Here is an 18,973-nt window from a genome sequence, read left to right as displayed (position 1 = left end):
GGTGGGCGCCGGCGCCGGTGGCGCGGCCGGCGGTCTCGTCGGCGCGCTCGTCGGCTCGGGCATGTCCGAGGACGAGGCTCACGGCTATGCCGAGGGCCTGCGCCGCGGCGGCACCGTGGTGACGGTGCGCGTGCGCGACGGTGGCGATGCCACCCGCATCCGTCAGGTGCTCAACGAGGGCTCCTACGACCTCACCGAGCGCTCGCAGTCCTGGCGCAGTGAGGGCTGGGCGGGCCGCGCGTCCTGACCCCCTGAAAGACCCTGACGCCGGGACCTCATCCCGGTGTCATCCTTCCGGCCCGGACGACGCCCTTGGCGCCGCTCCGGGCCGTCGTCGTAAAAGGTCTCATGGACGCTCTCACCATTCTCCGCGACGGCGGCGATCCCGTCGCCCTCGCCCGCGGACTGATCGGCCGGAAGTTCCTGGTCGCCGGGGCGGGCGGACTCATCGTAGAGACCGAGGCCTACAGCCGCGACGATGCCGCCTCCCACAGCTTTCGCGGTCCGCGGACGGCCAATGCCGCCATGTTCGGGCCGCCCGGCACCATCTACGTCTACAGGTCCTACGGACTGCACTGGTGCCTGAACATCGTCGCAGCCCCCGGCGCCGCCGTGCTCCTGCGCGCGCTCGCACCCACCCACGGTCTCGACGTCATGGCGGAGCGGCGCGGGCCAGTCCCGCCTCATCTCCTCTGCGCCGGCCCCGGCCGGCTGGCCCGTGCTTTGGGCGTGACGGGCGTGCTCGACGGAGCCTCCCTATTCGGCCCGCCCTTCGCCCTGGGGCCGGGCATCGACGCTCCCGCCGTGCTCACCGGCCCGCGCATCGGCATCAGCCGCGATACCGAAAGGCCTTGGCGCTTCGGGCTTTCGGGCAGCCGCTCGCTCAGCCGCCCCTTCCCGAAGGCCTCGCATTAGGAACGCTCTCCGCAACGGGCAGTTGTCCCAACGTCCCGGCACAGGAGAGAGCCAATGTTCATGCGCATCGACAAGCTGCAGGTCGAGCTGCCTGCCCCCAAGGCCGCCGATCCCAATGCGGCCAGCGCGCTGCAGGAGCTCCTGGGCGGCAAATACGGGGAGATGTCGACGCTCGGAAACTATCTGTTCCAGAGCTTCAGCTTCCGGTCCAAGTCGAAGCTCCGTCCGTTCTACGGTCTCGTCGCGGCGATCACGGCTGAAGAGCTCGGTCACGTCGAACTCGTCAGCAACGGCATCGCCATGCTGGCCAACGGACCCGATGATGAGATCGTCGGCCCGGGCGACCCGTCGGACGCGCCCTACGAGTTCATGAAGGACATGCGCTCGGTCACCGGCTTCGCCTCCCATGCCGGCGGCGCGACCCCGGTCAACGGGAACAGCATGAGCTGGAACGCCGATTTCGTCACGACGACCGGCAACGTCATCTTCGACCTCCTGCACAACTTCCACCTCGAGTGCGGCGCGCGTCTCCACAAGTTGCGTGTCTACGAGACGCTCAGCGATCCGACCGGCCGCGAGGTCTGCGGCTATCTGCTGGTGCGCGGCTCGGTCCACGCCCATGCCTATGCGCTCGCCCTCAAGCAGCTGACGGGCGTCGACATCGAGAAGATGCTTCCCGTGCCGAACATTCCGCTCGACCGAATTCCCGAGTGCCAGAAGTACCTGGACGAGGGCTCCCACCGCCGCCTCTACACCTTCAGCGACACCGACTATCGCGAGATTGCCGGCGTCTGGGCGGGCGAGGCCCTGCCCACGGATCCGGCCGGCGAGCTGGAGGTTGTCGAGGGCATGCCCGAGGGTGGCAAGATCCACGACCTCGAGGGCGAACCGAATGTCTTTGCGCCGGACTACGCACCGGAGGAGATGTACGAGATCGCTGCGAAGCTGTTCAAGAAATCCAGGTGAGCCCAGTCCCGGGGCTGTCATGCGCGGCCCCGGGGTTGGACCCGCACGCCGATAGACGTGTGTTAGTGCGCTCGCCGACTTGAGAGGCCACCATCGAGCGATGAACGCCAATCGAAAAAGCCGCGAATTCTGGTTGAAGCCCTTGATGGCCACCGCTGCTCCCGAACGTCAGTTCCGTCCCGGGGACTGGGTGCAGGTCCGCTCCGGGGGCGCGCCCATGCAACTGGTCGGTTACGAAGACAATGGCGACGCCCTGTGCCGCCTCGGCGAGCGAACTTTCGCCATGCCCGAACTCCTCCTGCGACCGGTCGGCGAAAAGCCCCGCCGCCGTGGTCGCAAGCCCGGCATCAGTCCGGCCAAGCTTCAGGCGGAGACCCCGCCGGAGGCCGCGGCGGGCTTCGACATCCCCCTCAAACAGTAACGCCGCCCGGGGTTCCGGGCGGCGCTGAAAGGCGTGAGCCTTGGTTCACCGGGAGCGGCGACGCATCCGGCGACGACGACGGGTGCGGGTCATCCGCGGCGCGACCGTCGGCGCAGTCGGATTCGGCGCGGCGCGTCCGCGCGGCGAGCTCCCGGCACCCGTGTCCTGGCCACCGCCGCCACCGCCGCCGGCACCACCGCCGCCAGCGCCACCGCCGGCCTGCATCTCGATCGGGCGGGCATAGGCCGCACCCGTCGCCACCGTTGCGAAGAGCGCAGCGGAGAGCGCGAAGAAATTGCGTCTGGTCTGCATCGTGTTTCCTCCGGCCGGACGGGTTCGTCCGGCATGACAATGCAACGCGGCCCGATGAGGGATGTTCGACGGGGTCTCGCGCGGCAGCCCCGCGCCCGCCTTTAGGAACCGATGGCGCGACGAATGGTTGGCGACGGTCTCTCTTTCTCTCGTGCAGAACGGACGAAACCCCATGGCACCTTCCGATGTCTATCACCTCGCCGAGATCGACCAGATGATCGAGAGGCTGCGCGCTGATCTTCGCGACATCAGCGAACGGGCCGCCAGCGCCGACGGCAATGCCAGCGAGGAGCGCCTGGCGGACATGCTGGCCACCCAGGAGGCGCGCCTGCAGGACCTGCTCGCCAAGCGCGAGGCGATTGTCGCAAGCGCCGACAAGGGGCAGGCGGAGCGCCGACCGACGTGAACTGTGCTGGCCCTGCACGGACGCCTTCGGGAGGGCCGGTGACTTCTAAGGAACAGCCACAATCCCAGGCCGTTTCCATGGGGATGCTACAACCAGACCAGATCCTTTCCGGTACCGGAGTCGATGCGATGGCGAGCTATCTCTTCGATCTGGATGAAGACGGGGCCTCCCAACCGGCCGAACAGTCCCTCGACTTTCCCACCTCCCAGGCGGCCTGCAGCGAGGCCGTGCGGGCCCTCAGCGAAATCATGGCAGAGACTCTCTTGTCCAACGGCCACAGCCGCTATCTCGCCATCACGGTTCGCGACGGTGTCGGCGCCGCCATCTTCAAGGCGTCCCTCCGGTACGACTCGCAGGTGCTCGGCACGCACGTCACCCGCGTCGAGCGCGAGTGATGCGGGAGCCTATCCAGCCCCTCGTCGCGACTCTTTCCGTCCGGGATGAGCTGTCCGCCGAGGAGGTGCGCGCCCTGCGTGACCTGCCGATCCACCTCAAGTCCTTCCAGCGGGGCGAGGAAATCGTCGGCGACCACACCCGCCCCGGCCGCAGTTCGCTCGTCATCGAAGGCACCTGCGGGCGGGTGGTGGAAGCCCGGGAAGGACGACAGATCACAGCCGTCCACGTGCCTGGAGACTTCGTCGACCTGCATTCCATGCTCCTGAAGGTGATGGACCACTCGGTCGTTGCGCTGAGCGACTGCGTCGTAGGATCGGTGCCGCACGGCTATGTCGCCAGCCTCTGTGAGCGCCACCCGCATCTGGGGCGCTTGTTGTGGCTCTCAACGGTCATCGACGGGGCGATCCAGCGCAGCACCATCGCCAATATCGGGCGGCGCTCCGCTCTTCAGAGGCTGGCCCACCTCGTCTGTGAACTCCATACGCGCCTCGGCGTGATCGGCCTCGCGTCCCCGAACGGCTTCGCCTGTTCGTTCACCCAGACCGATCTCGGCGACATCCTCGGCCTTTCCGCGGTGCACGTGAACCGCACGATTCGCGACCTCAGGAACCGCAAGCTCCTCTCCTGGTCGGGCAACCAGGTGCTGTTTTCGAGCTTCGAGAGCCTGGCGGCCTTCGCCGATTTCGATCCGACCTATCTCAACCTTCAGAAGGAGCCCCGCTAGCCCGTCGCCTCGCCTTAACAAAAAGCAATTCGCGCCCTTCGTCCCGCCGGTATCGTCGCCGCGGAGGAGGACGCATGAGCATCCGTCGGCGCCTGTTCGTACTTGGTGGCATCTTTCTTTTGCCGGTGTTCGGCGTCGGGGTCTGGAACGAGTACACCGACTATGCCCAGAGGGAGCGCCATGTCCGTGCGACCGTCGCGCAGGAGGCCCGCTACGTCGGCGCGGAGTTCGAACGGTTGCTGGACGGCGCCCGAAGCCTCGTGGAGACCATCGCCCATGTCCCCGCCGTGCAGCAGGGCGACTGGGCCGCCTGCGGCCAGCTCCTGACGACCCTGAGGCCCTTCAACCCGGGCATCCTCGCCCTCGCGGCCACCGATCCGGCGGGAACCGTCATGTGCGCCTCCGACCAGTCGCCTGGCGCAAGCCTGCCGACGGTCGGTGACCGCCCCCACTTCCGGCTCGCGCTGCAGCGAGAGAGCTTCGTCATCGGCGGCTATGCCTACGGCCGGCAGACGGCCGGGCATGTCATGCACGTGGCGGTCGTGCGCCGCGATGCCGCCGGTGCGGTGTCCGGTATCGTCTTCGCCACCATCAGCCTCGACTGGATCGCCAGCCGTTACGCCCGCTCGTCCTGGAGCGAGGATCATGTGGTGACGGTCGCCGACTCCGCCGGCACCATCCTGATGCGCCAGCCGGGCCATGACCGGTTCGTCGGCAAGCCCATTCCCGAGGCCGCCTGGTCCCGCCTGCGCCAGCTCACCGGCAATGGCAGCTTCGAGGATGTCTCCCCCCTCGACGGCGTCCGGCGGATTGTCGGCTATGTCGCCCAGGCCTCGCCGTCGCCGGGCCTGTTCATGGCCGTCGGCGTCAGCCGGCAGAGCGCCTTTGCAGATCTTCACAACGCCACCCTGCGCGGGATCCTTGCCTCCGGCATCGGGATTCTCGCGGCTTTCGGCTTCGCCTGGTTCACGGCGCGCAGCCTGATCACGAGGCCGTTCCGCGAGATCCTGGGGTCGGCGAAAGCCCTTGCCGGTGGCAGGCTCGACGCCCGCTCTCCGGTTCCCGGGAACGGCGAATTCGGCCAGCTGGCCGAAGCCTTCAACGTGGTTGCCGACCGGCTGACCTCGGAAATCCGCGGCAAGGACATGCTGCTGCGCGAACTGAGCCACCGCGTCATGAACAGCCTTCAGATGCTCAACTCCACCGTTCTCCTGCAGCAGCGGGCGGTGAAGGACGAGCGAACGCGGGAGCTGCTGGGGCAGATCGGCGGTCGGGTCATGGCGATCGCCGAGGCCTATCGGCAACTGCACCGGGTGGAAGGGGAGGACGTCATCGACGTCGGCGACCTCATCGCGGAAGTGGCGGAGCAGACCTGCCACTCCCTGCTGGCGGATGGATCGATGTGCCACATCTCCGTCCAGCCCCTCACTCTTGCGCCTGACCGGGCCATCCGGGCGGGCCTGATCGCCAACGAACTGGTGATGAACGCCATCAAGTACGGCGGCGGACCGCAGGCCGTGGTCCGCGTGGATTTCACCCCCGACGGCGGTTCGGCGGTGCTCGCCGTGCGAAATCGCAGGGTGGAGCGCGAGGGACAGGCGGGCGGCGGGTTCGGCTCGCGCATGGTCTCCCTCCTCGCCACCGATCTCGGAGGAACCGTCGAGATGCGGGAGGACGAGGGCGACGCGGTTGTGACGCTGCGTTTCCCCGTCCAGTCCCCCATGCTCGCGATCGCGCCCTGAACGGGGCGGGGCAGGTTTTAAGGAACGGCCCGCCGAACCGGCTGTTGATCGGTCGGAAACAGACCTGCGGAGACCAGCCGCAGGGTGGCAGGCACACCATGATCGATCTCGTCGAAGCCGTGATGGAAGCGCTCGAAAAGCGCAAATGGACCGTCGCCTGCGCCGAATCCTGCACGGCGGGGCGCCTGGCGCAGGCGCTCGCAGGCGGACGCGGCGCTTCGCAGATCTTCCTCGGCGGCATCGTCGCCTACACGCCCGCGACCAAGGAGCGGGTGCTGTCCGTTTCCGCCGAGACCCTCGCCCGCCCGGAGGGCACCGTCAGCGAGGATGTGGCAGTCCAGATGGCGAGGGGCGCCGCCGACCTCACTGGCGCAGACCTCGCGCTCGCCACGACCGGTGTCGCCGGCCCCGCCACCGACGACAGGGGCAACCCGGTGGGGCGCGTCTTCATCGCGCTGCACGACACGACCGACGGTCAGGCGACGGTGGCGGTCCGGCGTTTCGATTTCGGCGAAATCGGCCCCGACGAGGTCACGGACCGCACGGTGGACGCCGCGTTGATCCTGCTCGCCGGCCATCTCGCCGCTGCCGCCCCGGACGCGGCGCCGGGGCAGCAGACCAGTCTGTCGAAAGGGCAGGGCCGCGGGTGAGGAGAAGGCCGCCTCACGCGGCCTTCCGGTTGACGGCCCGCACCGCAATGTCGGTGAGCTTCTCGTCGGTCGCCTGCTCTTCCTTCAGCGTCTTCTCGAGTTCCGCCGCGCAGTCCGGGCGGCCGAGCTGCTTCGCCCAGGCGACCAGCGTGCCGTAGCGGGTCATCTCGTAGTGCTCCACCGCCTGCGCCGCGGCGATGAGGGCAGCGTCGAGAACCCGCTTGTCCTCGACCTCGCCGGCGATCTCTTCCGCCTCGTCGATGATGCCGTCGATCGCCGGGCAGTCCTGTCCCTTGATGGCGGCGCCGTGCATGCGGAACACCGCCTGCAGGCGCGTCACATGGGTCTCCGTCTCCCTCAGGTGGTCCTCGAAGGCCTCCCTGAGTTCGGGGTCGGTCGCCTTGTCGATCATGTTCGGCAGCGCCTTCAGGATCTGCTGCTCGGCGTAATAGATGTCCTGCAGCTGGTGGACGAACAGGTCGTCCATCGTCTGGATGTCCTTGGAAAACCAACCCATGACAGTCCTCCTTCATGGCTCATGATCCCTGACAACCGGTTCCAGGGGGGTGATGTTCCAGCTGCTTCGCGGAGAGGAACCGCGCACCGCCCCGGTCCGTTCCCGTCCCGTGGACCCGCGACGCGGTCCTGCAGCGGAAGGAAAAGGACATGACCGAGGACGATCGCGCCGAGCGCTTCGGCAAGCCCGCAAAGCCCACCCGGTTCAACGGAACCAAACCGCAGGAGAGCGTCCGTCGGCCGGCCGTTCCCGGCGCCGCAGGTCGGCCCGACAGCGGCGACCGCAGCGGCGATGACTACGTGGAAAGCCAGCCGGGAGGCGGTCGCGACGACCTGATGGACCGGCCGAACCGGCCGCCCCGCGCCAAGAATTGAGTCCCTCGCTGATGCCGATCGTGCACCTATTCTCCAGGCGCTGTACGGCCGTCTGCGGAGCGTCTGTTCTCGATGAACCGGTCGAGCATGCCGCCGGCGGTGGTTCGATCGATGCGCGTCACCATCGCCCGGCCGCCGGCCGGAAAGATGTCGGCCTCGCCCAGCGGGGTGTCGAGGTAGCCGCAGCGCACGGCCCAGTCGTGGAAGGCCAGACGCAGCGCATCGTATCGGCTGAGACCGGGATGTTGTTCGGCGATGAAGGCGTCGAGCGCCCTCAGCAAGTCTTCGGACAGAAACCTGTCGACCATGCATTCAGCCCCTTCTGGCATGACGGACGCGCGTGAAACGCGACGTCGCCATCTCGGTTCCCTTCCGACCTTTCGCCTCTGGGTCGCGACCAGTCCGGCGGGGAACCTCGCGCGCGCTGACGCGTCTCCTCTGCACAAGGAGATACCGATGACCGACCGCACCGATGCCCAGACGGAGAAGCCCGGCCGCAGCGAGTTCGCCAACGAGGCGGAGGTCTCGCAGAGCGACAGGGTGCTGCTGGAGACGCCCGGCGGGACGAGCGCGGACAAGGAGCCGGGCGAGGAGAGCCTTGCCGAGGCGGAGGTCAGCGGCATCTCGACAGCGAGGCCTGCCAGCGATGTCACGGATGTGCGCGATGCCGGCACGGACGTCGAGACGGACGACGGCCTCACCGCCACGGAGGAATCCCTGCGCGAGGCCGCCGAGGACACCCCGAGCGGGGCGCCTGCCAGCGCCGACGACGAACCGGTCTTCGATCGCGGTGACGCCCCGCCGCGAATCTAGCGGGCCCCGGACGTCCGGCGCGCTCGCCCCGTCAGCGAGGCGTTGGCGATGGTCGCGTTATGTCACCGGTCCCCGACGAGCCGTGCGAGCGACGGCTCCGTGGCGGGCGCGGGCCTCGTGCGGTTCCGGCCCTCGGCCTTGGCGAGGTAGAGCTGCCTGTCGGCCTCGCGGATGATGGCGTCGAGCCTTGCCGGAAAGACGTCTCCGGACGCCACGCCGACGCTGACCGTCAGCCGCTGGTCGGCCACCAGACTTCGCCCGGCAATGGCGAGGCGAAGCGTCTCGGCAATGCGCACCGCCTCGTCGAGCCTGGCCTCCGGCAGCAGCGCGATGAACTCCTCTCCACCCCACCGGCAGAAGAAGTCCGAAGGCCGGAGCAGCCCTGCGCAGATGGTGGCCACGGAAACGAGCGCCGTATCTCCGGCCGCATGGCCCAGCCGGTCGTTCAGCGCCTTGAAGTGGTCTATGTCGAGAATGAGGATGCTGAAGCCATGGCCGCTGCGCGCCAGGCGCGCCATTTCGCGCACCGCCTGGTCGGTGAAGGCCCGCCGGTTGCCGATCTGGGTCAAGGGGTCGGTGTGGGCCGCACGCTCCAGGGCCACCCGCGTTTCCATCAGGCGCGATCCCAGTGATAGCACGGCGTAGGTGACCACCGGAGCGACGAGGCTGGGAACCATGACTGCCGGCAACACCCAGTGCTCGAGGGGCACGGGGACCGATACGAGAAACCTCAGGTGAAGGCTAGTCAGCAGAACGGAGAGCGCGACCGAGACGGTGGTGACGACCAGGACGCCGCGGAGCACGCCCAGCTTGACCAGCCATTCCAGCCCGGCAAATGCCTTGTCCGTCGGCTGCGCCATTGTCACGTCTGCCGGAAGAAGTGCATCAAATTCATGCGGGTCAGGCCGGCGTGTCAAGCCAGCCTGCCGCAAGGTAAAGACGGCGCGTTAAGGTCTGATAAACGGGGCGACGGGTGCCCGGCGGCGTCGGCGTCACCCCGCGGACTTCGGCTCATCGGACGTGCGGTCGGGCAGGGCGTCGACAGCCTCCTCGACACCCTCGTTCTCTCCCGTCGCGCCCCGCCTGAGGACCTTCGTCGCCGCCTCGTCCTTCTGCTGCGAATCGGTCGGCACCGGCGCGGTATCCGGGGTGGCGGTCAGTCCGATGTCGTCGGGCTTCTTGCCGTCCGACCTTGCCGCCTCGGCGAAGGTCGCGAGGGCTTCGGGCTGCTGGCCGCGGGTCTTGTCGGTGCTCATGCTCGTGCCCTCTCGTGATCCTCGCCTCCCAGCCCAACGGTAAACTCACAATGCGGTTCCCTGCGCCGCCGCGGAATTGCCCCGGAGGCGATTGCGGATTGTTGACAATCTACAATGTGACCTGTTCACTCCATGTCCGAGCCGGTCCGGCTCCGTGACGACGCGACCTGGAGGGGGATCCATGACCATCGACCGACGCAGTTTCGCCTCGGCTCTCGGCCTGACGGCGGGCGGTGCCCTCCTCGGCGCGCCGGCCTTCGCTCAAGGCGGCGGTACGCTCGACCAGGTGAAGCAGCGCGGCTCGCTGCGCGTCGGCGTCACCCAGGCGCCGCCCTGGTATTCCAAGGACATCCGCACCGGCGAGTGGTCCTCCGGCGTCGGTGTCTCCCTCGGCAAGGCGATGGCCGCCGCACTGAACGTCCGCTTCGAGCCCGTGGAGGTCACCTGGGGCACGGCCGTCGCCGCGCTCCAGGCCAACCGCATCGACATCATGTTCGTGCTCGACGCGACGCCCGAGCGCGCCCAGGCCGTCGACTTCCCGAAGTCGCCGCTGCTCTACTATTCGCTCGCCGTGCTGGCGAAGGACGATCTCGCCGTGCGCACCTGGGAGGACCTCAACAAGCCGGAGGTCCGCATCGCCGTCCCGCAGGCGACCAGCATGGACCGTTTCCTCTCGGCCGAGGTTTCGAAGGCCGCCATCCAGCGCTTCCCCGGCAATACCGAGGCCATCGCCGCCTTCCAGTCGGGCCGCGTCGAGGCCGTCTGCCTGTTCCACCCGCCGCTGATCGCCGCGCGCCAGCGCCTGGGCTCGGGCAAGATCGTCGTGCCGCAGCCGACCCAGTCCAATCCCTCAAGCGCTGCCGTGCGCAAGGGCGACACCGCCTTCGTCGAATGGGTCGACGCCCGCATCGCCGAGTACTACCGCACCCGTCAGATCCAGACTTGGTACGAGGAGTTCCTCACGGGCTTCGGGCTCGATCCGAAGGCGGCACCGCCCATCATCAAGGAAATGCTCGGCTGACGCGGCGCCGGCCATGTACGCCTGGGACTTCGGCCCCGTCCTCGCCAACGGCGATCTCCTCTGGGAGGGGTTGCGCAACACGCTCGCCCTGACGGCAGTGGCGCTCGCCGGCGGCCTGCCGGTGGGCCTCGCGCTGGCGCTCGCCCGGCTGTCGGGAATGAAGCCGCTGTCCGTCCCGGCCGGCATCGTCATCGAGGTCTTCCGCACCACGCCGCCGCTGGTCCAGCTCTTCTGGTTCTATTTCGGCCTGCCCATCATCCTGAACGTCGAGATGACGCCCTATCTCGCGGCGGCGCTCACCTTCACCATCCAGTCCGGTGCCTTCTTCGCGGAGATCTTCCGCGCCGGCATCGTCTCCATCGACCGCGGCCAGCACGAGGCGGCCCGCGCCATCGGCATGAGCCGGTCCCAGACCATGGTGCGGGTCGTGCTGCCACAGGCGGTCAAGCGCATGTTTCCGGCCATGATGGAGCGCTCCATCGAGCTGATGAAGACCACCACCCTGGTGGCGACCGTGTCCTATGCGGACCTCCTCTACCAGGCGAACGAGCTCGCCCATAAGACCTTCCGGCCGCTCGAGGTCTTCACCGTCGCCGCACTGATCTATTTCGTCACCATCTCGCTGTTCAGCGCCCTCGGCGCCCTCATCGAACGGCGCATGGCGGCAAGCGGCGAAATGGCGGCGCGCTGATGGCCTATCGCTGGGACTTCGACTCGATCCTCGACAACTGGCAGGCGCTCGCGATGGGTGCCGTCGGCACGCTGCGCCTGTTCCTGATCTGCCTCGTCCTCGGCCTCGGGTTCGGCCTCGTGGTCGCGCTGGCGCGCCGCTCCCGCCGCGCGCCGCTGCGCTGGCTCGCCGTCGCCTTCATCGAGTTCTTCCGCAACACGCCGGTGCTGGTCCAGATCCTCTGGTTCTATTTCGCCCTGCCGATGCTGGTGCCGGTGGAGATCACCCCCTTCACGGCCGCCATTCTCGGCATTTCCCTGAACTCGGCCGCCTATTCCGCCGAGATCTATCGCGGCGGCATCCAGTCCATCGAGCCGGGGCAGTGGGAGGCGGCCCGCTCCATCGGGATGAGCGGCCTGCAGACCCTGCGTCGCATCGTCCTGCCGCAGGCGCTGCGCCGCGTCCTGCCGGCGCTGACCAACCGCGGCATCGAGATCTTCAAGATGACGACGCTGGCCTCTGCGGTCACCTATGTCGAGCTTCTCCATCAGGGCAAGCTGGTGGCGTCCCTCAGGTTCAATCCGCTGGAGGTCTACACCGTCGTCGGCGTCCTGTTCTTCCTCTTACTCTACCCGCTCGTGCGCGCCACCTACGCGCTCGAGCGGCGGCTGGCGCGGAGCGACTGACCCATGGCCGTCCCGGTTCTCCAGCTCAAGGGTCTCGGCAAGCGTTTCGGCGCGAGCCCGGTCTTCTCGGGCATCGACCTCGACGTGGCGAGCGGCGACCGCATCGCCATCATCGGCGCCTCCGGCTCGGGCAAGTCGACGCTCCTGCGCTGCATCAACTTCCTCGAGCGGCCGGACGAGGGCCGCGTCGTCCTCGCCGGAGAGGCGGTGGGGGAGGCGCGCGAGCGCAGCGGCGAGACGCACATGCGCTACGACGAGGGCGTGCTCAACCGCCTGCGCCAGCGTGTGGGCATGGTCTTCCAGCAGTTCAACCTCTTCCCCCACATGACCGTTGTCGGCAACGTCATGGAAGGGCTGGTCACGGTGAAGCGCCTGTCGCGCGGGGCGGCACGGCCGCGGGCCCTTGCCGAGCTCGCGCGAGTCGGCCTCGCCGACAAGGCGGAGGCCTATCCGGCCCATCTCTCAGGCGGCCAGAAGCAGCGTGTCGCCATCGCCCGGGCGCTGGCCATGGAGCCGGAGATCCTGCTCTTCGATGAGCCGACCTCGGCGCTCGACCCCGCTCTCGTCGGCGAGGTGCTGAACACCATCCAGTCGCTCGCCGAGGACGGCCGCACCATGCTGCTGGTCACCCATGAGATCGGCTTCGCCTATCACATGGCGACCCGTGTCCTCTTCCTCGCCGAGGGCGGCATCTACGAGCAGGGCACGCCCGACGAGGTGCTGAAGAACCCGCGTCGGCCGCTCACCCAGGCCTTCATCGCCGGCCACCGCCGGTTCAGCTTCTGACAGGAACAGTGCCATGAGCAGCACCGCGGGCAGCGCCCAGGGCTATCTCGACGATCCCCGCAACGAGGCCGTGCTCGTCTATGTCGACGGCGCCTTCGTGCCTCGCCACGAGGCGCGGGTCTCCATCTTCGATTCCGGCTTCGTGCTCGGCGACGGCGTCTGGGAGGGACTGCGGCTGAAGAACGGCCGGCTGATCCAGCTCGACGCCCATCTCGACCGGCTGTTCGAGGGTGCCGGGTCCATCGCCCTCGACATCGGCCGCAGCCGCGAGGAGGTCGCCGCCGCGGTCGCAGAGACGCTGGAGCGCAACGGCATGACCGACGGCGCGCATGTCCGGCTCATGGTGACCCGCGGCGTCAAGGCGACGGTGAACCAGGACCCGCGCTTCGTCATCGGCAAGGCGACCATGGTCATCGTCGCCGAGTACAAGACGCCGCGGCCGGAATCGAAGGCGCGCGGCCTGTCGCTCTTCACCTCCACGTTCCGCACCAGCACGCCTGACGTCTTCGACCTCCGCCTCAATTCGCACAGCCGCCTCAACCTCATCCAGGCGCTGATCCAGGCCATCAACGCCGGGGCTGACGAGGCGCTCATGCTCGATCCCCACGGCTTCGTCGCCAGCTGCAACTCGACGAACTTCTTCATCGTCCGGCGGGGCGAGCTGTGGAGCTCGACCGGCTCCTACTGCTTCAAGGGGCTGACGCGGCAGGCAGTGATCGATGCCTGGCGGGATGCCGGCGCCGTCTGCCGGGAGAAGGACTTCACCCTCGCCGAGGTCTATGCCGCGGACGAGGCCTTCGTCACCGGCACCCTCGGCGGCGTCACGCCGGTGACGCGGATCGACGGGCGGGTCATCGGCGCGGGCAAGCCGGGTCCGATGACGCAGCTCGCCTCCGAGCGCTACCAGGCCTGGGTCGCCCGATGAGCCGCGCGGCGTCGCCGGCTCCCGCGGAACCCATCGCCCAGCTCCGGCGGGCGACCTTCCGTGACCAGATCGCCGAGCGGCTGCGCCATGCCATCATCGACGGCCGCATTCCCCCCGGCGAGCAGGTGACCGAACTTCAGCTCGCCGCCGAGTTCGGCGTCAGCCGCGGTCCCCTGCGCGAGGCCATGGGCCTGCTCGCGGAGGAGGGGCTGCTGATCTCCGTGCCCTATACGGGCACGCGCGTGGTCGGCCTCTCTGCCGGCGACATCAGCGAGATCTATTCCCTGCGAACGGCGCTGGAGACGCTGGCGTTCCAGCAGATCTGGCAGCGGCGGACGCCCGCCTTCGCGCGCGCGCTGAAGACCCGCCACGCCGCCCTGCTCGGCGCGCTCCCCGAGGGCGACGGCTATGCCTCGTCTCTCGCCGAGGTGCAGTTCCACTCCACCGTCTACGACTATTGCGGTCACGCGCTGTTGCAGGAGACCTGGCGGCGCATCTCGGCGCGTCTCCACCTCTATCTCGCCGTCCACCAGAAGGCGCACGGCCGCTCCGGCCCCCTCGGCGACGCGCACCAGCGCTATGTGGAACTCGCCCTCGGCGACGACCTCGCGGCGATGATCGCCGAGATCGAGCACCACATGCGGCGCGGGGTGCTGCAGTTGCAGGCCTATCTCGGGGGAATGCCGGCCTGAGCGCCCAGGGCCGTTCAAACCGCCGTGATCCCGGTGTGCCGTTCACGCTAAGGCCCTATTCTCCGCGAGAGTGGCGCCCGTGGACGCCGAGGAGGACCGCCTTGACCGACAACCGATCGACCCGCCGCCTCTTTCTCTCCCGCAGCATGGCGCTCGCCGGCGCGGCGCTGACGACCGGTGGCATCGCCCTGCCGGCGGGCGCGCAGGCGCTCGCGCCGACCCCGACGATGCGCGGCGGCGCCAACAACTATATTCCCGGCGCCCCGGTGGTGCAGCGGATCGGCGGCGGCGGCTTCTGGATGACCGGCACCGTGCGGCGGGCCGGCGACGGCGCGCCCTTGCCCGGCATCCGCATCCAGATATGGGCCCATACGACCGAGGGGCGCGAGTCCGACCGTCACAGCCATGGCGCCACCCTGACGGCCGCCGACGGCAGCTTCCGCCTGGAAATGCCGCAGATCGTGCCGGCCTTCGGCCAGGCTCACGGCCATCTCGCCTATGAGGGCGAGGGCTTCAGGACGGTCTTCCTCCGCCCGGTCATGGCCAGCGCCCGCGACACCAGCCTCGCCGCCCATTTCGTGCTGCAGCCGGTCTGAGCTTGCCGCAAACCCGGGTCGTCCTGGTCTGGACCGCGCTGGCGGTCGCCATCCTCATTCCCATCGTCATCGCCGCGCGCAGCCCGCTGCTCGCCTGGCGTGACGCGGTCTATATCGCCGCCGGCTTTGCCGGGATCCTCGGGCTGGCGGTGCTGCTTCTCCAGCCGCTGCTGGCCGGCGGCCATCTGCCCGGCTTGACGATGCGAACCGCCCGGCAGGTCCACCGCTGGCTCGGCGTCGTCCTCGTCACGCTCGTCCTCGCCCATGTCGTCGGCCTGTGGATCACCAGCGCGCCGGACGTGATCGATGCGCTTCTCTTCCAGTCGCCGACGTCTTTCTCGCCCTGGGGCGTCGTCGCCATGTGGGCGGTCTTTGCCACGGCGCTGCTGGCGGCTGTCCGCCGGCGGCTGCGCCTGTCGCCGGCCGCCTGGCGGATCGGCCATACCGCGCTGGCCATCGTCGTCGTCGTCGGCACGATCGTCCATGCGCTGCTGATCGAGGGGGCGATGGGCACCGTCTCGAAGGTCGCGTTCTGCCTGCTGGTCGCCGCCGCCACGGCGCGGCTCGCATTCGACCTCGCGGCCTGGATGCGTGCGCGTCGGAGGGCCTGAGGGTCAGGTGAGGCCGAACAGCGGCCGGATCTTCACGCCGAGCCAGGCGCCGGGGAGGGCCGCCGCGATCCACAGCCAGCCGTGCAGGCTGCCGGAAGCGATGCCGGAGAAGAAGGCGCTGATGTTGCAGCCGGTGGCGACGATGGCGCCGGCGCCGATCAGGAGGCCACCGGCGACGCTGCCGAGAACGGCTCCCACCGGCATGCGCAGGGAAGGCGCGAAGCGACCGGCGAGGAGCGCTGCCACGAGGGCCCCCGCCATGACGGCGAGGTTCATGATCGTGGTGGCGTCGGCCGCGAGCGGACGCATCAGGGCCTCCACGCGGGTCGGCTCCTCCCAGAACGCCCAGAAGACCGGGTCGGCGAGGCCCGCCGCCTCCACCGCCTTGGAGCCCCAGAGTGCGAAGGCCTGGGTGACGCCCCAGGGACGGCCCGCGACCACCAGCGTCGCGAAATTGAGGACGGCGAGGGCAAGAGCCGCCCAGGCATAGGGCCAGGGTCCCGTGAGCCAGCGCCCGCGGCCGCCGATGCTCTCGACCCCGCCGGTGCGGCGGCGCTCGAGGGCGGCGAGCCCGGCATAGGCCCCGGCGAACAGGGCGGCATGGAGCAGGAGGGCGGGACCAAGCCCGAGCATGGCCGGAAGCGACACCGCCGGCCACTGCGGCAGTCCCTCCCAGAGCGGCGAGGCGAGGGCCGCAAGGGTCGCGCCGGCGACCGCCGAGGCGAGCGTGATCCACATGCGCAGCGACCCGCCGCCCGCCGTGTACAGCGTGCCGGAGACGCAGCCGCCGGCGATCTGCATGCCGATGCCGAAGGCGAAGGCGCCGATGACGACGCCGAGGCCGAGCGGGAAGACAAAACCCCGCACCGGCCGCCCGAGGACCTCGCCGAGGGCGAGGGCGGGCAGGAAGAGCAGGACTGCAGCGGCGAGCATCAGGATCTGCGCGCGGACATGGGCGGTGCGGCCCTCGGCGAGGAAGACGCGGTAGCCATGGCTGAAGCCGAAGGCCGCGTGATAGAGCGCGAGCCCCATGGCGAGCCCGATGGCGCCGAGCAGCACGAGCCGCCCCGAGCCCGTCGCCGTCAGTGCCCCCACGACGACCGCCGCCACGAGGCCGGCGGCTGCCAGGCGCGCGGCGGGCAGGGTTCCGGGGGTGCCGAAGGCGGATTTCGGGGCGAGCGTGACGAGGGACATGATGCCTTAAGGAGGCACCCTGCCGCGTCCTGGCAAGAGGCTGGAAAAGAAAGCAAAAGGCCATCTGCCGCGCCGCGCGGCGGGAGAAGATCGGTCTCTGTCCCGATTGCCGGGTGGAAGGTTCGTCTCCGCGGTCCCGGCCGCACTCAGGCCGTCGAGGCCCCCACCGTGTCCGCCGCCCTTGCTTCGCGGGCCCCCATGGGGCGGGGCGCCCCCTCCGTCGTGTCGCGCAGGGTCTGGCGCTCCGTCTCGGCATTGAACTCCGCGCCCATCAGCAGGGCGATGACCGAGACCCAGAGCCACAGCAGGCCGGCGATGAGGCCGCCGAGGGGTCCGTAGGTGGCGTCGAAATCGGAGAAGCGGGAGATGTACAGCGAGAAGAGGGCCGAGCCCGCCAGCCAGGCGGCCGCCGCGCCGAGGGCGCCGAGCCATACCCAGCGCCATTGCGGCGGACGTCGGCTCGGCGCGTAGCGGTAGAGCACCGCGAAGGCGAGGGTCGCTACCGCCGCGATCACCGGCCAGCGGGCGAGAGCGATGGCCTGCCGCAGCAGTTCGCTTCCCAGCGCGTCGATCAGGATGGGGATCGCCACCACCAGCCAGAGCGCTGCGAGCGCCAAACCCAGCGCGCCGAAGGTCAGCGTCAGCGAGATCAGGTTCAGGTACAGGAAGCTGCGCTTCTCCCGCTCGCCATAGGCGACGTTGAGCGCCTCGATCACCGCCTTGGTGCCGGCATTGGCGCTCCACAGGGCGAAGCCGAGACCGACGGCGAGCGTGAGGCCGAGGGCCGCGTCGTCCTGCGCCACGTGCCGGTCCACCTCGTCGAGAATGAGTGTCCTGAGGCCGTCGGGCAGGAAGCCCACGAGCTGGGCGATGTCGCCGGCGATCGCCCCGCGGTCGGAGAAGAGGCCGGCGAGCGAGACCAGCGCCGCGATGGCCGGAAAGATCGCCATGAGGGCGAAGAAGACCACGCCGCCGGCGACCGCGGCGACGCGGTCGTCCGAGACCTCGCCGGCCGTGCGCCACAGCACGTCCTTCCAGCCGGCAGCGGTGATCTCGCCGATCCCGCGGGCGTGTCGGCCTCGCCCGGACTCGAGGGCTGCCTCCGCGGGTGCCGAATCCTTCGTCACACGCGAGGCCGGACTTGGCAGGGTGAGGCGCACGGCGGCGGCGGCGCCGAGGGCGCTGGCAAGGATGATCAGCAGCGAGCGGAGGAGGGGGTGCATGGATGCCTGCCGGGTCGGGGCGGGAGGGAGCGGCGGCGCTGGTTCTAGTCCCAGAGGAGGCAGAGGCCTGCCGCCTCGCCGTAGACCGGGTCCTTGTCCGGCGGCGGGCAGGCGGCAATCCGCTCGCGCGCGTCCAGGCGCTGGCGGCTGTCGGTCACCTCGTCATACTTGCCCGTGTCGGGGTAGGCACCGACGACGAGGAGATCGTCGTTGGCCGACACGAGGCGATGTCCGGTTCCCGCCGGCAGAACGGCGACGTCTCCCCCCTTCAGCGCATAGATGCGCCCGCGCGGACCGCCGAACTCGACCTCGGCCGAACCGCGGGCCACGCCGAGCACTTCGTGGATCTGCGAGTGGTAGTGGGTGAAGTCGTAGATGCCGTTGCGCCAGGATCGGCCCCAGCCATTGTGCGCAAAGAGGGCGTCGATGGCCGCGGCGGGATCGACCTCCGCCGGGTCGAGGACCAGCGGGGCCCGGTAGATCACTAGCGGCCAGCGCGGATGGTTGGGAATGGTCCCGTCGTCACGGAACAGACGGGTGATCGGTTTGCGGCTGCGCAGACGCGCGAGCAGGTCGTCCGGCGACGGGCGCGATTCCATCAGCTTGCGGGCGACGTTCTTCACCTGGTCGAGGATCGGCATGGCATGTCTCGCTCGTGGAGCCTGCCGGCGCGGGCGGCTTGGCCGAGATGAACGAGACGGCAGCGCGGCGGGTTCCAGAGGGGCCGTGAAGCCAGGCAGAGCGCCTCAGCTTTCGGCGCGGGCTTTGACGGCGGCGAGCACGGCGATGAGCGTCACCGCCACCACATTGGACACGATGATGACCCAGTCGCCCTGGCGGATGCCGTAGACCACCCAGAGCGACAGCCCGGCCCCCAGGACCATCAACATGCCGTAGGAAATGTCGGCCGTCTCCTGCGTCTGCCAGGCCTTCCAGATCTGCGGCAGGTAGGAGAGGGAGGTGAGCACGGCGGCGAGCCCGCCGATGGCCGTGGTCAGCATGACGCGCGCCTGCCAGGGCGGCTCTTGGGAAGGGGCCTCATGTCGTCACCTTTGCCGCGTTCGAGAGCCTTCGGCG

Annotated in this window: 27 protein-coding genes and 1 pseudogene; 19 read left to right on the top strand and 9 right to left on the bottom strand. The window is 69.3% G+C overall.

What is annotated here, in order from left to right; translation table 11 throughout:
• The 4 genes and pseudogenes from ACT6XY_RS03370 to ACT6XY_RS03355 all read left to right on the top strand — a co-directional run.
• Positions 1–247, top strand: a pseudogene (locus ACT6XY_RS03370) (hypothetical protein); the annotation flags it as partial.
• A gap of 101 nt (positions 248–348) precedes the next feature.
• Positions 349–915, top strand: a complete 567-nt coding sequence (locus ACT6XY_RS03365; protein ID WP_444746915.1) for a DNA-3-methyladenine glycosylase — start codon at positions 349–351, stop codon at positions 913–915.
• A gap of 54 nt (positions 916–969) precedes the next feature.
• Complete coding sequence (locus ACT6XY_RS03360; RefSeq protein ID WP_444746914.1) at positions 970–1,881, top strand: manganese catalase family protein; 912 nt, start codon at positions 970–972, stop codon at positions 1,879–1,881.
• 100 nt (positions 1,882–1,981) lie between these two features.
• On the top strand, positions 1,982–2,302 hold the full coding sequence (locus ACT6XY_RS03355; protein WP_444746913.1) for a hypothetical protein: 321 nt from the start codon (positions 1,982–1,984) through the stop codon (positions 2,300–2,302).
• Positions 2,303–2,347: 45 nt separating this feature from the next.
• Here the strand turns inward: ACT6XY_RS03355 and ACT6XY_RS03350 are convergent, their stop codons facing one another.
• Positions 2,348–2,614, bottom strand: a complete 267-nt coding sequence (locus ACT6XY_RS03350; protein WP_444746912.1) for a hypothetical protein — start codon at positions 2,612–2,614, stop codon at positions 2,348–2,350.
• 172 nt (positions 2,615–2,786) lie between these two features.
• Between ACT6XY_RS03350 and ACT6XY_RS03345 the strand changes: the two genes are divergently transcribed.
• The 5 genes from ACT6XY_RS03345 to ACT6XY_RS03325 all read left to right on the top strand — a co-directional run bounded on the left by ACT6XY_RS03345 (position 2,787) and on the right by ACT6XY_RS03325 (position 6,532).
• Entirely contained in the window at positions 2,787–3,020 is a 234-nt protein-coding gene (locus ACT6XY_RS03345) for a hypothetical protein (RefSeq protein ID WP_444746911.1), read from the top strand.
• Between the two features lie 128 nt (positions 3,021–3,148).
• Positions 3,149–3,415 (top strand): DUF6894 family protein, encoded by a 267-nt coding sequence (locus ACT6XY_RS03340; RefSeq protein ID WP_444746910.1) that lies wholly within the window; start codon positions 3,149–3,151, stop codon positions 3,413–3,415.
• Positions 3,415–4,140, top strand: coding sequence for a Crp/Fnr family transcriptional regulator (locus ACT6XY_RS03335; protein ID WP_444746909.1), 726 nt, complete (start codon positions 3,415–3,417; stop codon positions 4,138–4,140). The genes ACT6XY_RS03340 and ACT6XY_RS03335 overlap by 1 nt, the downstream gene beginning before the upstream one ends.
• A 74-nt stretch (positions 4,141–4,214) precedes the next feature.
• Positions 4,215–5,882, top strand: a complete 1,668-nt coding sequence (locus ACT6XY_RS03330; RefSeq protein ID WP_444746908.1) for a sensor histidine kinase — start codon at positions 4,215–4,217, stop codon at positions 5,880–5,882.
• A 98-nt stretch (positions 5,883–5,980) separates the two neighbouring features.
• Positions 5,981–6,532, top strand: a complete 552-nt coding sequence (locus ACT6XY_RS03325; protein WP_444746907.1) for a CinA family protein — start codon at positions 5,981–5,983, stop codon at positions 6,530–6,532.
• A gap of 13 nt (positions 6,533–6,545) precedes the next feature.
• Here ACT6XY_RS03325 and ACT6XY_RS03320 read toward each other — a convergent pair whose 3' ends face one another.
• On the bottom strand, positions 6,546–7,049 hold the full coding sequence (locus tag ACT6XY_RS03320) for a YciE/YciF ferroxidase family protein (RefSeq protein ID WP_444746906.1): 504 nt from the start codon (positions 7,047–7,049) through the stop codon (positions 6,546–6,548).
• Between the two features lie 149 nt (positions 7,050–7,198).
• Here ACT6XY_RS03320 and ACT6XY_RS03315 point away from each other — a divergent pair, with 149 nt between their 5' ends.
• A complete protein-coding gene (locus ACT6XY_RS03315; protein WP_444746905.1) occupies positions 7,199–7,423 on the top strand; it encodes a hypothetical protein in 225 nt (74 codons plus the stop codon).
• A gap of 26 nt (positions 7,424–7,449) precedes the next feature.
• Here ACT6XY_RS03315 and ACT6XY_RS03310 read toward each other — a convergent pair whose 3' ends face one another.
• Positions 7,450–7,731, bottom strand: a complete 282-nt coding sequence (locus tag ACT6XY_RS03310; RefSeq protein ID WP_444746904.1) for a hypothetical protein — start codon at positions 7,729–7,731, stop codon at positions 7,450–7,452.
• A gap of 148 nt (positions 7,732–7,879) precedes the next feature.
• On the opposite strand from ACT6XY_RS03310, the gene ACT6XY_RS03305 reads away from it, so the two are divergent.
• Positions 7,880–8,236 (top strand): hypothetical protein, encoded by a 357-nt coding sequence (locus ACT6XY_RS03305; RefSeq protein ID WP_444746903.1) that lies wholly within the window; start codon positions 7,880–7,882, stop codon positions 8,234–8,236.
• A gap of 62 nt (positions 8,237–8,298) precedes the next feature.
• Here the strand turns inward: ACT6XY_RS03305 and ACT6XY_RS03300 are convergent, their stop codons facing one another.
• Together ACT6XY_RS03300 and ACT6XY_RS03295 are read right to left on the bottom strand one after the other, a co-directional pair.
• The gene (locus ACT6XY_RS03300; protein ID WP_444746902.1) at positions 8,299–9,096 is read right to left on the bottom strand and encodes a GGDEF domain-containing protein; all 798 of its coding nucleotides are present in this window, start codon (positions 9,094–9,096) and stop codon (positions 8,299–8,301) included.
• A gap of 132 nt (positions 9,097–9,228) precedes the next feature.
• Positions 9,229–9,492, bottom strand: coding sequence for a hypothetical protein (locus tag ACT6XY_RS03295; RefSeq protein ID WP_444746901.1), 264 nt, complete (start codon positions 9,490–9,492; stop codon positions 9,229–9,231).
• 181 nt (positions 9,493–9,673) lie between these two features.
• Between ACT6XY_RS03295 and ACT6XY_RS03290 the strand changes: the two genes are divergently transcribed.
• The 8 genes from ACT6XY_RS03290 (at position 9,674) to ACT6XY_RS03255 (ending at position 15,479) form a co-directional block, all read left to right on the top strand.
• On the top strand, positions 9,674–10,513 hold the full coding sequence (locus ACT6XY_RS03290) for a transporter substrate-binding domain-containing protein (protein ID WP_444746900.1): 840 nt from the start codon (positions 9,674–9,676) through the stop codon (positions 10,511–10,513).
• A 13-nt stretch (positions 10,514–10,526) separates the two neighbouring features.
• Complete coding sequence (locus ACT6XY_RS03285) at positions 10,527–11,204, top strand: amino acid ABC transporter permease (protein ID WP_444746899.1); 678 nt, start codon at positions 10,527–10,529, stop codon at positions 11,202–11,204.
• On the top strand, positions 11,204–11,869 hold the full coding sequence (locus tag ACT6XY_RS03280; RefSeq protein ID WP_444746898.1) for an amino acid ABC transporter permease: 666 nt from the start codon (positions 11,204–11,206) through the stop codon (positions 11,867–11,869). The genes ACT6XY_RS03285 and ACT6XY_RS03280 overlap by 1 nt, the downstream gene beginning before the upstream one ends.
• 3 nt (positions 11,870–11,872) lie before the next feature.
• Positions 11,873–12,655, top strand: coding sequence for an amino acid ABC transporter ATP-binding protein (locus ACT6XY_RS03275; RefSeq protein WP_444746897.1), 783 nt, complete (start codon positions 11,873–11,875; stop codon positions 12,653–12,655).
• A gap of 13 nt (positions 12,656–12,668) precedes the next feature.
• Positions 12,669–13,580 (top strand): aminotransferase class IV, encoded by a 912-nt coding sequence (locus ACT6XY_RS03270; protein WP_444746896.1) that lies wholly within the window; start codon positions 12,669–12,671, stop codon positions 13,578–13,580.
• Positions 13,577–14,272, top strand: a complete 696-nt coding sequence (locus tag ACT6XY_RS03265; protein WP_444746895.1) for a GntR family transcriptional regulator — start codon at positions 13,577–13,579, stop codon at positions 14,270–14,272. Before ACT6XY_RS03270 ends, ACT6XY_RS03265 begins: the two co-directional genes overlap by 4 nt.
• A gap of 146 nt (positions 14,273–14,418) precedes the next feature.
• Entirely contained in the window at positions 14,419–14,868 is a 450-nt protein-coding gene (locus ACT6XY_RS03260; RefSeq protein ID WP_444746920.1) for a twin-arginine translocation pathway signal, read from the top strand.
• A gap of 2 nt (positions 14,869–14,870) precedes the next feature.
• Complete coding sequence (locus tag ACT6XY_RS03255) at positions 14,871–15,479, top strand: ferric reductase-like transmembrane domain-containing protein (RefSeq protein WP_444746894.1); 609 nt, start codon at positions 14,871–14,873, stop codon at positions 15,477–15,479.
• A gap of 3 nt (positions 15,480–15,482) precedes the next feature.
• Here ACT6XY_RS03255 and ACT6XY_RS03250 read toward each other — a convergent pair whose 3' ends face one another.
• The 4 genes from ACT6XY_RS03250 to ACT6XY_RS03235 form a co-directional block, all read right to left on the bottom strand.
• A complete protein-coding gene (locus ACT6XY_RS03250) occupies positions 15,483–16,673 on the bottom strand; it encodes a YeeE/YedE family protein (RefSeq protein WP_444746893.1) in 1,191 nt (396 codons plus the stop codon).
• A 146-nt stretch (positions 16,674–16,819) separates the two neighbouring features.
• Complete coding sequence (locus ACT6XY_RS03245) at positions 16,820–17,896, bottom strand: YihY/virulence factor BrkB family protein (protein WP_444746892.1); 1,077 nt, start codon at positions 17,894–17,896, stop codon at positions 16,820–16,822.
• A 44-nt stretch (positions 17,897–17,940) separates the two neighbouring features.
• Positions 17,941–18,537, bottom strand: a complete 597-nt coding sequence (locus tag ACT6XY_RS03240) for a cupin (protein ID WP_444746891.1) — start codon at positions 18,535–18,537, stop codon at positions 17,941–17,943.
• A gap of 105 nt (positions 18,538–18,642) precedes the next feature.
• The gene (locus tag ACT6XY_RS03235) at positions 18,643–18,897 is read right to left on the bottom strand and encodes a SemiSWEET family sugar transporter (RefSeq protein WP_444746890.1); all 255 of its coding nucleotides are present in this window, start codon (positions 18,895–18,897) and stop codon (positions 18,643–18,645) included.
• Positions 18,898–18,973: the final 76 nt, after the last annotated feature.

It is taken from the genome of Phreatobacter sp., from assembly GCF_052440005.1.
Taxonomy (GTDB): domain Bacteria; phylum Pseudomonadota; class Alphaproteobacteria; order Rhizobiales; family Phreatobacteraceae; genus Phreatobacter.
Note: the sequence above shows the minus strand (reverse complement) of the source record. Positions and strands in the feature narration are given on the sequence as shown.